The sequence below is a fragment of the Streptomyces sp. CA-111067 genome, from assembly GCF_050956065.1.
Classification (GTDB): domain Bacteria; phylum Actinomycetota; class Actinomycetes; order Streptomycetales; family Streptomycetaceae; genus Actinacidiphila.
Genome location: NZ_CP192103.1, coordinates 1,088,514 through 1,101,705 on the forward strand (window position 1 = coordinate 1,088,514; position 13,192 = coordinate 1,101,705).

At 74.3% G+C, this 13,192-nt stretch carries 10 protein-coding genes; 4 read left to right on the forward strand and 6 right to left on the reverse strand.

All coding sequences use genetic code 11. The features are described 5' to 3' along the window. Positions 1–457: 457 nt before the first annotated feature. The 3 genes from cobT to ACQPW6_RS04725 form a co-directional block, all read right to left on the reverse strand. Positions 458–5,233 (reverse strand): nicotinate-nucleotide--dimethylbenzimidazole phosphoribosyltransferase, encoded by a 4,776-nt coding sequence (gene cobT, locus ACQPW6_RS04715; protein ID WP_433888255.1) that lies wholly within the window; start codon positions 5,231–5,233, stop codon positions 458–460. Between the two features lie 292 nt (positions 5,234–5,525). Next, entirely contained in the window at positions 5,526–6,752 is a 1,227-nt protein-coding gene (cbiE, locus tag ACQPW6_RS04720; RefSeq protein ID WP_433888256.1) for a precorrin-6y C5,15-methyltransferase (decarboxylating) subunit CbiE, read from the reverse strand. Positions 6,753–6,990: 238 nt separating this feature from the next. Further along, complete coding sequence (locus ACQPW6_RS04725) at positions 6,991–7,641, reverse strand: GNAT family N-acetyltransferase (RefSeq protein ID WP_433888257.1); 651 nt, start codon at positions 7,639–7,641, stop codon at positions 6,991–6,993. 222 nt (positions 7,642–7,863) lie between these two features. On the opposite strand from ACQPW6_RS04725, the gene ACQPW6_RS04730 reads away from it, so the two are divergent. From ACQPW6_RS04730 to ACQPW6_RS04740, 3 genes are all read left to right on the forward strand, one after another. Further along, the gene (locus ACQPW6_RS04730) at positions 7,864–8,661 is read left to right on the forward strand and encodes a class I SAM-dependent methyltransferase (RefSeq protein WP_433888258.1); all 798 of its coding nucleotides are present in this window, start codon (positions 7,864–7,866) and stop codon (positions 8,659–8,661) included. Between the two features lie 100 nt (positions 8,662–8,761). Next, the gene (locus tag ACQPW6_RS04735; RefSeq protein ID WP_433888259.1) at positions 8,762–9,130 is read left to right on the forward strand and encodes a hypothetical protein; all 369 of its coding nucleotides are present in this window, start codon (positions 8,762–8,764) and stop codon (positions 9,128–9,130) included. Further along, the gene (locus ACQPW6_RS04740; protein WP_433888260.1) at positions 9,123–9,677 is read left to right on the forward strand and encodes a hypothetical protein; all 555 of its coding nucleotides are present in this window, start codon (positions 9,123–9,125) and stop codon (positions 9,675–9,677) included. Before ACQPW6_RS04735 ends, ACQPW6_RS04740 begins: the two co-directional genes overlap by 8 nt. Before the next feature lie 52 nt (positions 9,678–9,729). Here ACQPW6_RS04740 and ACQPW6_RS04745 read toward each other — a convergent pair whose 3' ends face one another. From ACQPW6_RS04745 to ACQPW6_RS04755, 3 genes are all read right to left on the reverse strand, one after another. Further along, positions 9,730–10,236: a GNAT family N-acetyltransferase gene (locus ACQPW6_RS04745; RefSeq protein ID WP_433888261.1), complete on the reverse strand. Its 507-nt coding sequence runs from the start codon at positions 10,234–10,236 to the stop codon at positions 9,730–9,732. A gap of 205 nt (positions 10,237–10,441) precedes the next feature. Continuing rightward, entirely contained in the window at positions 10,442–11,008 is a 567-nt protein-coding gene (locus tag ACQPW6_RS04750; protein WP_433888262.1) for a sigma-70 family RNA polymerase sigma factor, read from the reverse strand. A gap of 121 nt (positions 11,009–11,129) precedes the next feature. After that, entirely contained in the window at positions 11,130–12,335 is a 1,206-nt protein-coding gene (locus ACQPW6_RS04755) for a glycerophosphodiester phosphodiesterase (protein WP_433888263.1), read from the reverse strand. A 160-nt stretch (positions 12,336–12,495) separates the two neighbouring features. On the opposite strand from ACQPW6_RS04755, the gene ACQPW6_RS04760 reads away from it, so the two are divergent. Then, on the forward strand, positions 12,496–13,164 hold the full coding sequence (locus tag ACQPW6_RS04760) for a lysophospholipid acyltransferase family protein (RefSeq protein WP_433888264.1): 669 nt from the start codon (positions 12,496–12,498) through the stop codon (positions 13,162–13,164). Positions 13,165–13,192 lie beyond the last annotated feature (28 nt).

Genomic DNA, 13,192 nt, shown 5'->3' on the forward strand with positions numbered 1-13,192 from the left:
CCCCCGGCTGCCCCGCCGTCGTGGCTGGTCGCGCCCACGCGGCGCCCTTTTGGGGCCCGGCCCCCGGCCCCCGGCATTCGGCTGCAGGTCCGCCGTGGCTTGTCGCGCAGTTCCCCGCGCCCCTTCGGGGCCCGACCGCCGGTTCCTCGGCTACCCCGCCGTCGCGGCTGAGCGCGCAGTTCCCCGCGCCCCTACGGGGCCCAGCCCCCGGTTCCTCGGCTACCCCGCCGTCGTGGCTGAGCGCGCCCACGCGGCGCCAGCCGCAAATGGACACAGCCCCGCGCCCCTGTCGGGGCGCGTTCCCCCCGGGGCCGGGCGCGCCCCGTCAGGGGCGCGGGGAACTGCGCGGCAAGCCCCCACCGGGCCGCGGGCCGGGAACGAGCGCGACCGCCCCGCCCGGGCCCGGAAACCCCCGCCGGGCCGCAGGCCGGATGGTGCGACGCGGCCCGGCGAAGGGCTAAGCCTTTTCCGTGACGCCGGCCGCGTCGAACGTGGCCACCTCGTGCATGACACGAGCAGCGCTCTGAACGAGCGGGAGCGCCAGCAAAGCGCCCGTGCCCTCGCCCAGCCGGAGGTCGAGATCCACCAGCGGCCGCAGGCCCAGCGTGGTCAGGGCCGCCACGTGGCCGGGCTCGGCGCTGCGGTGCCCCGCGATGCACGCCGCAAGCACCTCGGGCGCGATCGCCCGGGCGACGAGCGCCGCCGCTCCCGCGCTCACGCCGTCCAGGATCACCGGAGTCCGCAGCGCCGCCGCGCCGAGCAACAGGCCGACCATCGCGGCGTGTTCGAGTCCGCCTATGGCGGTGAGCACGCCGATCGGGTCGGCCGGGTCCGGCCGGTGCAGGTCGAGCGCCCGGCGGACGACGTCGATCTTGCGCGCGTGCATCTCGTCGTTGATGCCGGTACCGCGCCCGGTCACCTCCGCCGGGTCGACCCCCGTGTAAACGGAGATGAGCGCCGCCGACGTCGTCGTGTTGGCGATCCCCATCTCCCCGGTAAGCAGCGCCTTGTTACCCGCCGCCACCAGATCCCGCGCCGTCTCGATCCCGATCTCGATCGCCCGCAGCGCCTCTTCCCGGTTCATCGCGGGCCCGACGCTGAAGTCCGCCGTGCCGGCCCGCACCTTGCGCGGCAACAGCCCCGGCGTACTGGGCAGTTCGGAGGCCACCCCGACGTCGATCACGCAGATCTCCGCGCCGACCTGGTTGGCGAACGCGTTGCAGACCGCGCCGCCGCCGAGGAAGTTGGCCACCATCTGCGCGGTGACCTCCTGCGGCCAGGACGTCACGCCCTGCGCGTGCACCCCGTGGTCACCCGCGAAGATCGCCACCGCGGCGGGCTCGGGGATCGGCGGCGGGCACTTCCTGGACAGCCCGCTGAGCTGCGCGGAGATGATCTCCAGCATGCCGAGCGCCCCGGCCGGCTTCGTCATCCGCTTCTGCCGCTCCCACGCCTCGCCGAGCGCCTTCGCGTCCAGCGGGCGGATGCCCCGCAGCGTCTCCTCCAGCAGGTCGTGCGGCTCCTCGCCGGGCAGCGCCCGGTTGCCGTACTCCTCGTCGTGCACGACCCACGACAGCGGGCGCCGCTGCGACCAGCCGGCCTGCATCAGCTCCGGCTCGTCGGGGAACTCGTCCACATAGCCGATGCACAGGTATGCGACAACCTCAAGGTGCTCGGGAAGGCCCAGCTCCGTCACCATCTGCCGCTCGTCGAAGAAGCTCACCCAGCCGACGCCGAGCCCCTCCGCGCGGGCCGCGAGCCACAGGTTCTCCACCGCGAGAGCCGACGAGTACGGGGCCATCTGCGGCTGGGTGTGCCGGCCGAGGGTGTGCCGGCCGCCGCGGGTCGGGTCGGCGGTCACCACGATGTTGACCGGGGTGTCGAGGATCGCCTCGATCTTCAGCTCGCGGAACTGCCGCGCGCGGCCCTTGGGCAGCGACTTGGCGTACGCCTCGCGCTGCTGCGCCGCCAACTCGTGCATCTTCTCCCGGGTCTTCTCGGATCGGATGATCACGAAGTCCCACGGCTGGGAGTGCCCCACGCTTGGCGCGGTGTGCGCGGCCTCCAGCACGCGCAGCAGCACGTCGTGCGGGATGGGGTCGGGGCGGAAGCCGTTGCGGATGTCGCGGCGCTCCCGGATCACCCGGTGCACGGCGTCGCGCACGGCGGGCTCGTACGGTTCCGCCGCCGGGCCGTACTCCCGCTCGGCCGCCTCGTCGGCGAACGCGACGGACGGCCCTGCGGGCCGGGCTTCGGCGGGGACGGCGGCCGCGGCGTCAGCCTCTGCGGGCTGCTCGTCGAGAGCCGCGCCCGCGAGGTTCACGCCATGCGCGAGCGTCGCGCCCGCCGGGGTGGCGGCGGCCTCCTGGGCGGGCACTCCCGCCTCGGGACTGCCCGCCGGGGTGGCGGCGGCCTCCTGGGCGGGCACTCCCGCCTCGGGACGTCCGGCGTGGGCGCCGGAGGACCCGCCGCCGGCCGGTGCGGCCACCTCCTGCGGCAGGCCGACGGCACGCCTACGGGTACGGACCCCGCCGCCTCCCTGCGGCGGACGTCCCGCCGGGGCCGCACCGCCCGCGTGCGCACCCTGGCTCGCGCCAGCTTCTGCCCCGGGAGCGACCGGCGTCTGATCGCTCGGCGCGGTGCCCTCGGTGGGGCTGACGGCACCGGCCGTCTGCGCGTCCTGCGCGGGGATGCCGGAGCCGGCGGCCGCCTGCGGGACGGCACCAGGCACGCCATGCGCGGGAGTCCCCGACGCGGAGGCCGCCCCGATGGAGCCATCGGCCGTCGCCTGCTGCCCGTGCGCGTTGGCGCCGGGCGCGTCCAGCACGCTGACGCCATGCGCGGGAGTGCCCTGAGCCGAGTCCGACTCGACGTTGCCACCGCCCGCTGCCTGCTGCCCCTGGGAGTTGGCGCCGGGCGCACCCAGCACGTTCACGCCGTGGGCGGGAGTGCCCGACGCGGAGGCCGAGCCGCTGCCCGCTGCCTGCTGCCCCTGCGAGTCGGCACCGGGCGCACCTGGCGCGCTCACGCCGTGCGCCGGAGTCCCCGAGGCCGAGCCGCCGCCCGCCGCCTGCTGCCCCTGCGAGTAGGTGCCCGGCGAACTCGGCACGCTCACGCCCTGGGCGGGGGTGCCCTGAGCCGAGGCTGCGCCGCCACCCGCTGCCTGCTGCCCCTGCGAGTCGGCGCCGGGCGAACTCGGCGCGCTGACACCGTGGGCGGGAGTGCCCTGAGTCGAGGCCGAGCCGCCGCCGGCGGTGCCAGTCGGACCCGGCACACTCACGCCGTGCGCGGGGGTTCCGGACGCCGAGGCCGGGCCGCTTCCCGGCGCCTGCTGCCCGGCGGCCACCGCACCCGCGTCCACGCCCTGGCCGACCACACCCTGCTGACCGGAAGCGCCGCCGGCCACGGGAGCACCGTCACCCGGGGCCAACCCGGCCTGGACGCCGACCGCTTGCTCGCCGCCGGACGCCTGCGCGCCGACGCCGGGCGAGCCCGCCGTCACGCTCACGCCATGCGCGGGAGTGCCCTGCGCCGAGGCCGACTCCGGCGAGCCGCTGCCCGCGAGCTGCTGCCCGACGGACGCCTGCCCGTTCACCGCCTGCACGGGACCACCGGCGCCCTCGGCCAACTCCGCCGGAACGCCACCCACTTGCTGCCCGCCGGCCGAACCAGCCGCATGCACGCCCTGCGCAGGAGTACCGGCACCCGGGGCCGCCGGGACGCCGTGCACCTGCTGTCCACCGCCCACCTGAGCGGCCGGTCCGGCCACGCTCACGCCGTGCGCGGGCGTACCCGCAGCCGTAGCGGCCTGTGCGCCAGGCGCAGCAACGCCATGCGCCGGAGTCCCCGGAGCCGAGGCCGACTCAGGTGAGCCACCGGCCGCAACCTGCTGCCCAGCGGACACCTGACCGTTCGCCGCCTGCCCACCCTGCACGGGAGCACCGGCACCCCCGGCCAACCCCACCGGAACGTCACCCACTTGCTGGCCGCCGGGCACGTTCACGCCATGCGCCGGCGTGCCCGCAACCTGCTGACCGGCCGCATCGCCGGCCACTCCCCCGCCCTGCGCGGGAGTTCCAGCGCCCGGGGCCAACCCCACCGGACCGCCATGCACTTGCTCGCCGACGCCGGGCGTACCCGCAGCCGTAGCTGCCGTCGAACCTGGCGTACCAACGCCATGCGCGGGAGTCCCCGCGACCTGCTGCCCACCGACAACCGCAGCCGCCTGGTCGGCCTCAGACCCGTACGCCCCAGCGGCCGGAGTCCCGGAGCCGGGAGTCGGCTCGACGGAGACCACGGGCTGCACGCCACCCTGAACCTGCGGCTGCTCGGCCGGCGGGCCCACCGTGTGGGCGGAACCGGGGGCGTGCACGCCGTGCGGGGGCGTTCCCGGGGGGACGCCGGGCGTCTCGGCCGGGGGTTGCGGCAGCAGGTGGGCATCCGCCTGGACCGGGATCGGGATCATCTGCGCCGGGGCGGCGGGGAACGAGGTCTGCGCCGGGATCACGCTGTCGGCGTGCGGGATCAGCGAGACCTGGGAAGCCGCCTGGGCGGCCGGCCACTCGCTGCCGGGGACCGCGACCGCGGGATCGGCCGAACCGCCGGTCTGCTGGACGGGGATGCCCGTGGAGTCGTCGGCCGGCACGTCGAGGTACTCGGGGCCGATGGTGGGCGGGCCTGAGGCCCGCACCGGGGGCTGGGTATGGGCCGGGCCGCGGTCGGCCAGCGAGCGGACCGAGACGCCGGCCGTCGCGTCGGGCATGGGCGGCCCCATGTGCAGCGGCCGGCGCGGGGCCGGCGCGGCCTGCTGCGGCTGCTCGGCCTGCGCCGTCTCCACCGCCCGCACGGGTGCGAACTCCACCGAGCCGGAGTCCCGACCGCCCGACTCGTGCGCCGCGTCCCCGGCCTGCTGGGGCATGGGCTGGGACGGGACCGGCTGCGGATCGCTCCACGTGCCCTGCGGCCCCGGCATCAGCAGGACGTCGTCCTCGTCGTCGATCCCGGGCCCCGGCGCCGCCGGGTGGTCGAGGTACTCGAAACCCTGGGCGCCCTGGGAGCCCTGGCCGGCCTGCTGCTCCACCTGCCAGCCGGAGGCGTCCTGCTGCTGTCCGTCGAGGAGACCGTCGGGCCCGGGTACGCCGTTGCCGGGATGGGCGGCCGGCGGCTGAAGACCCGCCTCGCCGACCGCGTTCTCCGGTAGCCCCTCGCCGGGGATCTGACCGGTGTCCGTCATGCGTGCCCCTCGCCCATCGGTTTCGCTCCTTCCAGCGCCGCACCGTCCGCGACTCAACCCCCGCTACCAAGAACGAGCGTGCGGGGGATGCGGCACGTCGGCGCCGGGCGCCGGAAAAGCTCGACGACCCGTCAACGCACGACGACGGCACAACGATCCGCCAGCCTACCCCGCACCGCCCGGCCGCCCGCCCTGCGGTCCGTCCCATGGGACACCCATTCGAAGACCCCAGCCGTCACCGGGGTGACCAGCGAAAACAGCACCCCCACCAGCCCCGTTGATCATGGACAGGTCAGCGTCTGGTACCGCAGAGTGCGAAGGTCACCGACCGTTCCCGCTCGGCCCATTCGGCGTCCAGTTCGACTGACTGCAGGAGCGTACGTTCGATGTCGTAGCCCCCCTCGGCGAGCGCCCTGCTGACCGCCTCGGCGTCGTCCCGGGTGGCCGCGTCCGCCACGATCCGCTCCGGGCGGCGGGCCGCGCAGGCGGCGGCCACCTCGGCGTCGGCGCAGCCGATCCTGACCACGTCCGGCTCCGGCAGGTCTTCGAGCACCTGCGGCGCGACGCCGTGCACCACGTGCAGTTGGACGCCGGTGCGGCGGCCGGTCGCGGTGATCCAGTCGCAGGCGTCGGCGTCCCGGTCCACCGCGATGACGGCGGCGCCGAACCGGGCCGCCTCGACCGCGACCGCTCCGTCCGCCGCGCCGATGTCCCACACCAGGTCGCCGGTGCGCGGGCCGAGCCTGGCCAGCTGGTAGGCCCGCACCTGGGCGGCGATGTGGCCGCCGTACTCGGCCGGCGGCAGCGCCCAGCCGCGGACCGGGCCGGGGAAGCCGGGCTCGCCGCCGGCGATCCAGCCGCCGCCCGACGGGACCGGCGGGACACCGAGCACCGAGGCGCCGGGCGAGACGGCGCTGACCCCGCCGACGACCAGCACCACATTGGGATCGCGCCAGATGTGGTCGGCGACCTTGTCCGAGGTCAGGACGGTGACCTGCTCCTCCTCGCTGCCGAGCGCCTCGCAGATGACGAAGGTGCGGTGCACCCCGGTCAGCAGCAGGGCGAGTTCGGCCGGGCCCGCGCCGGGCGCGGTGAGCACCGCGACCTTGGGATAGGAGCGGCAGACGTTAACCGCGCGGCGCAGCGTGCGGCTGGTGGCGACGACCACCCGGGCGTCGTCCCACGGCATGCCGGCCCTGGCGAACGCCTGGGAGACGGCCGAGACGCCGGGGACGACCTCGATCTCCAGGCCGAGTTCGGGGGCGCGCAGCGCGCGGACCACGCCGAAGAAGCCGGGGTCGCCGTCGGCGAGCACCACCGCGCTGCCGCGGTGCTTGGCGATCCGGCGGGCGGCGATGTCGATGCTGCCGAGCACGATCTGCTCGGCGTGCGCCGGGACGTGGGACAGGGCCAGGTGCCTGCGGGTGCCCGCGACGAGGCTGGCGGCGTCGAGGGCGGCACGGGCGGCGCCGGACGGGGGTGAGCCGTCCCATCCGATCACGGTGACCCGGTCGGCCATCGTCGTCTGCCTCCATGGCGTGGGCGGATCGCTGGGGGTGCCGGGGAGGGTCCTGCCGGCGCGCTGGGAGGAGGCAGGTTCCCGGAGGAGAACCCTAACCCGGCGAGGTGTTCGAATGTGGTCCCCGGCAAGGCTCGCGGGTGGCCGCTCGGCGGAGAGCGGGAGCGGAGGCGGGAATCGGCGAGCGCGGGCGCGGCAATCGACGCGGGAACCGAGGAGCGCGGGCGGGGCCCGGGGATCAGCGCCAGTCGGCGTACGCGTTGTAGCTGTCGTAGGCGCCGACGGCGGTGGAGCTGTCCGACAGCCGCTCGTCGAGGTCCTCCGGGAGCAGGCTCCAGACCAGCAGGTCGGTGCGGATCTCGGCCCAGCGGCCGTCCTCGGTCTGGCTGCGGACGATGCCCGCGTTGCGCAGCACTCCCTCGCTGACGCAGCCGATCTTCTGCGCGACCTGCTGGGAGGCAGTGTTGTCCGCGGCGGTGCGCAGCTCGATCCGCTCGAAGCCCTGGTGGTCGAAGAGCCAGCGGCAGACGGCGAGCACCGACTCGCTCGCGTAGCCCTCGCCCCGGGCCCAGGACGCGGTCAGGTAGCCGATCTCGGTGCCGCGGATGCGCCAGTCGGTGTTCTGCAACTGCACCGCGCCGACCAGCCGCTGGGTGAGGAACTCGGTGACGGCCAGAACCAGGCCGCGGCCTTCGGTACGCTCGGCGGGCGCGGCGCGGGCGATGAACTCGCGGGCGGCCTCGGCGGAGTACGGCTGCGGCACCTGGGTCCACGCCGTGACCAGCTCGTCGTCCATCATCTCCGCGAGCGCGGACGCGTCCTCCTCGTCGTAGGCGCGCAGCACCAGCCGCTCCGTACTGAGTGAGACGTCCGGAAAGATGGAGGTCATTCGCTGCTCCGTAACAGGGCATAGGTGGACTGCTCAGCATGCAGCATCAGGCGCGGTGCCGGCCGGGCAGGGTCGCCACCGCGTGTCCCGGAGCGGGTCCCGAGCCGGTGCCGGGCCGGGTCCCGGAGCGGGCGGACTGGCGAACACCCTTCCAGAGTAGGGCGGATGCCCTTCAGTACGGGTATCCGTGCCCGTCATCTGATCCTGCTACCGTCAGCCCGCGTGACAGTGCACCACGCAGCAGGAGTCGGCTACCAGCGGGCCGCGGGGGTCTACGACCGCTCCCGGCCCTCCTATCCGCTCGCCGCCGTCGCGGCGCTCGCCGACGCGTTGCCCCTGGAGTCCGGCCGCACGGTGGTCGACCTCGGCGCGGGCACCGGCAAGTTCACCCGGCTGCTGGCGCTGACCGGCGCTGAGGTGCTGGCGGTGGAGCCGGTCAGGGAGATGCGCGAGCGGCTGGCCGAGCTGCTGCCCGGGGTGGCGGTGACGGCGGGCACCGCGGAGGCAACCGGGCTGCCGGACACCTGCGCGGACACGGTGGTGGCGGCGCAGTCCTGGCACTGGTTCGAGGACGGCGCGGCGCTCACCGAGGTGGAGCGGCTGCTGCGGCCGGGCGGGGCGCTGGCGCTGGTGTGGAACACGTACGACACGTCGGTGCCGTGGGTGCGGGACTTCCAGGACATCTACTTCAGGCTGGCGCCGAGCGACCTGCCGAGCCCGCCGCTGTCGTCCGGACTCGGCGCCCCCTACCCGGGCGGCGGCTGGCGCAAGGTGTTCGAGGCGCGGCCGGGCTGGGGCAAGGTGGAGGAGCGGCACTGGCCGAACCCGTACACCACGACGGTCGCGGACGTGGTGGAGCGGATGACGTCGTCCAGCCATATCGCGGTACTGGACGCGGCCGCGCAGGCGCGGGTGCGGGCCGAGGTGGAGGCGCTGCTCGGGGCGCACGACGCGACCAGGTCGGGCGGGGCGATCGAGATGCCGTACACGACGGACGTGTACTGGATGCGGCACGGCTGACCGCCCCGGCCGGGGCTGCCGTCCGGCCGGCCCCGGCAGGCAGGGCGGCGGGCCCGGGGGTGGCGGGCCCGGGGGAAACCGTCCGTAATAAAGTCGTCGCATGCTCGACGCGGTGTTCATCACGGTCTCGGTCACTGCGCTGCTGCTGGCGGCGTGGTGCGGCTTCGCCGCGTATCGTGACGAACCGACCAACGACTGGCACTTCATCGGCATGGCCGTGGTCACGGTGGCCGCACTGGTCCAGCTCGTGGTGTCGATCGTGCGGCTCACCCAGGGCGACCGGCCCGAGCAGGGCACCGTGGTCTACGTGGCCTACCTGGTCGGCGCGCTCTGCGCGATCCCGGCGGCCGGCTTCATGTCGCTCGCCGAGCGGACCCGCTGGGGTTCGGCGATCGTCGCGGCCGGCGGGCTGATCCTGGCCGTACTCGAACTGCGGCTGAACGACATCTGGGGGGCCGGACATGGCTGAGGACGGCACGGAGGCCGAGAGCATGACGACGCAGGACACGGCGGAGACGGCCGCCCCGGTGGAACTGGCGAAGACGTCGGAGGCGCCCGGGGAGCCGGAGCCCGGGCAGAGCGGGAGCGGCCGGATCGGGCAGGGCCCCGGGCGGCTGCTGCTGGCGCTCTACGGGGTCTTCACGGTGGCGGCGCTGTCCCGCTCGCTGGTGCAGATCAGTACGAAGTACCACGACGCCCCGTTGGCGTATGTGCTGTCCGCGGTGGCCGGTGTGGTCTACGCGGTGATCACGGTGGCGCTGTGGCGCGGCGGCGAGTCGGCCCGCCGGGTGGCGCTGGTGTGCTGCTCCCTCGAACTGGCCGGGGTGATCTCGGTCGGCACGCTGACGCTGGTGGACTCCTCGGCCTTCCCCGACGCGACGGTCTGGTCCGACTTCGGGATCGGCTACGTCTTCCTGCCGCTGGCACTCCCGGTCGCCGGCCTGCTCTGGCTGCGGAGGTCCGCCCGCGAAGCGGCGGCGGACACGCGGCCCGGACAGGCCGGCGCCGAGGCGTGACGTTTGCGCGGTCGAGGCCACCGGCGGCGCCGGCGGTGGCCTGCCGCGGATCTCAGGCGGTGGCCGCGAAGCCGGCGGCCGCGGCGGCCTTCTCCATGGTGACCAGGCTCAGCCGGCGGCTGACCGGTTCCGCGGCGCCCACCTGCTCGTAGCCGAGCTTGCGGTACATCCGCAGGTTGACCTGGCTGCGGTGGCCGGTGAAGAGCCGGTACCGCTTGGCCTCCGCCTCCTCGGCCAGCCGGTCCTCGACGGCGGCCAGCAGCCGTCCGCCCAGGCCGTGCCGCTGCAGTCGCGGGTGGACGATGAGCTTGCCGATCCGCGCGGTGCCGTCGTCGTCGACGGCGCCGCGCACCGAACCGACGACCTCCTCGCCGAGGCGTGCCACGAGCACGACACCACCGGCGAGTTCGGCACGCAGTTCGTCCAGCGTCTGGGTGAGCGGTTCGATGCTGTAGTCGCCGTACAGCTCGGCCTCTCCCTGGTAGCAGAGGTATTGGAGTTTCAGGATCTTCTCGGCGTCGTCGTGCTCCGCCGTAGAGATGGTCACGCTCATGCCCATGCGCGCCGGCCTTCCCTTCGAATCCGTCCGGGCAGTTTGAGGGATGGGTAATCGCCCGGAACGTGTGCCTGAGTGGAGTTGGTACGGGTGTGCGCCGCCTCCGTGGCGCCGATGATCGCACATGCACTCCTGCGGGGTACCCCTTGCGCGATACCCGTCTCAGTCACGTCCAGGCGCGCCGAGGCTGCCCACTGCCGCTGACTGTTTACCGTGCATTACCCCGCCTCACCGGGGATCCAACCCTCGAATTCAGGATCGTCCGAAGACAGTTCAGACAGCGTGATCGCAGCGGCCCGAGGCTGCCCTGTGAGATTCCCAACTCCCGGGAGATTTGCCGGTAAGTGGGGTCAGAGGGGGACATCAGGGCGCCGACCACCTGCGGGCAGCGTCCCGGCAGCCGCCGCACCGCGGCCCGTACCGCCCGGTACGACTCCGCTGCCAGCACCTCGTCCTCCACGCCGCGGGCCTCCGGGGCAGCCGGTCCGGCGCCGTCGTGGTCGTCGTAGGGCAGCTCGCTGCGCATCCTGCGGGCGGCGCCGCGCACCTCGGCGCGGACCGCGCCGCGCACCCAGCGGCCGGGTTCGGCGGGCGGGCCGTCCAGTTCGAGCAACCGTACCCACAGGGTCTGTTCGAGGTCGGCGGCCTCGATCGCGCCGGGCAGCGCCTCGGCCGCGGCCTCCGCGGCGAGCAGCGGCCCCAGCAGCCGGTACGGGTCGGGGTCGGACGGTCCGGCCGCGGCCGTCGGGGGCGCGCTCAGCGGGGGCGGTGTCATGGGAGTCTGCATACCGGTTGCCACGGACCGGCCGGGCCCGGCGGTTGCCGGACCCGGCCGTTTTCATCTCAAGGTGTGGCGTTCCGGGCGGGGTTGACGTCTCCGAGGGCCGCCGCGTGCGTCAGGCGTTCCAGAAGTCCTGCCGGGCGAGCACCGCCGTGTCGGCGTTGTCGGTGAACAGGCCGTCGATGCCGGTGGCGAACCAGGTCCTGAAGGCGTCGATCGGCTTGCCGTACGCGTTCGGGTCGGTGCCCGTCCGGAAGTCGACCGGCAGGAACTGGTTCTCGTTGCGGGCGGTGAAGGGGTGCAGCACCAGGCCCTGCCGGTGGGCGTCCCTGACCAGGGTGGTGGGCTTGAGCAGGTGGCCGGTGGCGTCCAGCGGGATGACCAGCTCCGCGGTCGGGCCGATGCCCTGTGCGAAGCCCGCGATCCACTTCAGCCCGGCCGGGGTGACCAGGTCGGCCACGGTCCGCTTGTCGCCGGACACCACGAAGTCCCACGGCTGCGAGGTGAGGCCGTTGAGCAGGAAGATCTTCGCCGGGGCGGCGCCCAGCCGGCCGAGCCGCTGCAGGCTCTGCGCCTCGAAGGACTGCAGGAACTGCGGGGCGCCGGCCCGCAGCCTGCCGTACGGGCGCAGCAGCGCCACCAGCCGCTCCTCCAGCGGCAGGCCGATGCCGCGGAAGTACGTGGGGTGCTTGGTCTCGGTGTGCAGCCAGACCGGCCGGCCGCGCTCGCGGCCCTTGCGCTCGGCCCAGTCGAGCACCTCGGCGAAGGTGGGGATGTCCCAGCGGCCGTCGTAGATCGTGTTGCGCTGCCGGACGGCGGGCAGCCGCTCGACGGCGCGCAGCCGCTTCAGCTCGGCCAGCGTGAAGTCCTCGGTGAACCAGCCGGTGGTGGGGACGCCGTCGATGGTCTTGGTGGTCCTGCGGCCGGCGAACTCGGCGTGGTCCGCGACGTCGGTGGTGCCGCCGATCTCGGGTTCGTGCCGGCACACCAGGTGCCCGTCACGGGTGGGGACGACGTCCTGCTCGACGATGTCGGCGCCGATCTCCAGGGCGTGGTCGTAGGAGCCGAAGGTGTGCTCGGGGCGGTAGCCGGCGGTGCCGCGGTGGCCGACGATCGCCGGTACGGGCAGGCCGCCGGGCCTGCTCTTTCCGGGCGTGCCGGGCTTGGCCGCGGGATGCGCCGGGGCGGCGTCGCCGCTGTCCTGCGCCTGGGCGGTGGCCGCCGTGCCGAGCACGGCGCCGCCGGCGCCGATCGCCGCCGCGGACAGCACCGCTCGCCTGCCCAGGCCCGTCTTGTGCTGGTCATCCGTCATGCGCGGCATGATGCCGCGGGCAGCTTGCCGGGGTGCGACACCGGCCGGAACACGCCCGTAACACGGGTCAACACGGAGTAGCCGTCCGGTGAACCCGACGTGCGCCGGGACGCGGCACGGAAGTATCGTCTTCTTGCGAAGTCCGCCGTACGAGATCCGGAGGGGTCAGTTGTCCCGCACCTTGCTCAAGGCGATCCTCGGAGTGCTGATGCGCGTCCTGTACCGCCCCACGGTCGAGGGCTTGGAGCGGATCCCGGGCGACGGGCCGGTGATCCTCGCGGGCAACCACGTGACCTTCATCGACTCGATATTCCTCTCCCTGGTCGTCGAGCGGCAGGTGTACTTCATCGGCAAGGACGAGTACGTCACCGGCAAGGGGCTCAAGGGCCGGGTGATGGCCTGGTTCTTCACCACCTGCGGGATGATCCCGGTGGACCGGGACGGCGGCCGCGGCGGCGTCGCGGCCCTGATGACCGGCCGCCGGGTGCTGGAGCAGGGCCGGATCTTCGGCATCTACCCCGAGGGCACCCGCTCCCCCGACGGCCGGCTCTACCGCGGCCGTACCGGCGTGGCCCGGCTGACCCTGATGACCGGCGCGCCGGTGGTCCCGTTCGCGATGGTCGGCACCGACAAGGTGCAGCCGGGAGGCACCGGCATGCCGAGGATCGCCCCGGTCACCGTCCGCTTCGGCAAGCCGCTGGAGTTCGCCCGCTACGAGGGCATGGACCGCGACCGCTACGTGCTGCGCGCCGTGACCGACGAGGTGATGAGCGAGGTCATGCGGCTCGGCGGCCAGGAGTACGTGGACATCTACGCCACCAAGGCGAAGGCCGCCTGAGCGGCGGTCGCGGAACCGGGACCGGCCC

What these genes read in the sequence shown, in the direction of transcription:
- cobT (WP_433888255.1), bottom strand. Translation starts at nt 5,233, where the DNA reads ATGACGGACACCGGTCAGATCCCCGGCGAGGGGCTACCGGAGAACGCG.
- cbiE (WP_433888256.1), bottom strand. Translation starts at nt 6,752, where the DNA reads ATGGCCGACCGGGTCACCGTGATCGGATGGGACGGCTCACCCCCGTCC.
- ACQPW6_RS04725 (WP_433888257.1), bottom strand. Translation starts at nt 7,641, where the DNA reads ATGACCTCCATCTTTCCGGACGTCTCACTCAGTACGGAGCGGCTGGTG.
- ACQPW6_RS04735 (WP_433888259.1), top strand. Translation starts at nt 8,762, where the DNA reads ATGCTCGACGCGGTGTTCATCACGGTCTCGGTCACTGCGCTGCTGCTG.
- ACQPW6_RS04740 (WP_433888260.1), top strand. Translation starts at nt 9,123, where the DNA reads ATGGCTGAGGACGGCACGGAGGCCGAGAGCATGACGACGCAGGACACG.
- ACQPW6_RS04745 (WP_433888261.1), bottom strand. Translation starts at nt 10,236, where the DNA reads ATGGGCATGAGCGTGACCATCTCTACGGCGGAGCACGACGACGCCGAG.
- ACQPW6_RS04750 (WP_433888262.1), bottom strand. Translation starts at nt 11,008, where the DNA reads ATGACACCGCCCCCGCTGAGCGCGCCCCCGACGGCCGCGGCCGGACCG.
- ACQPW6_RS04755 (WP_433888263.1), bottom strand. Translation starts at nt 12,335, where the DNA reads ATGCCGCGCATGACGGATGACCAGCACAAGACGGGCCTGGGCAGGCGA.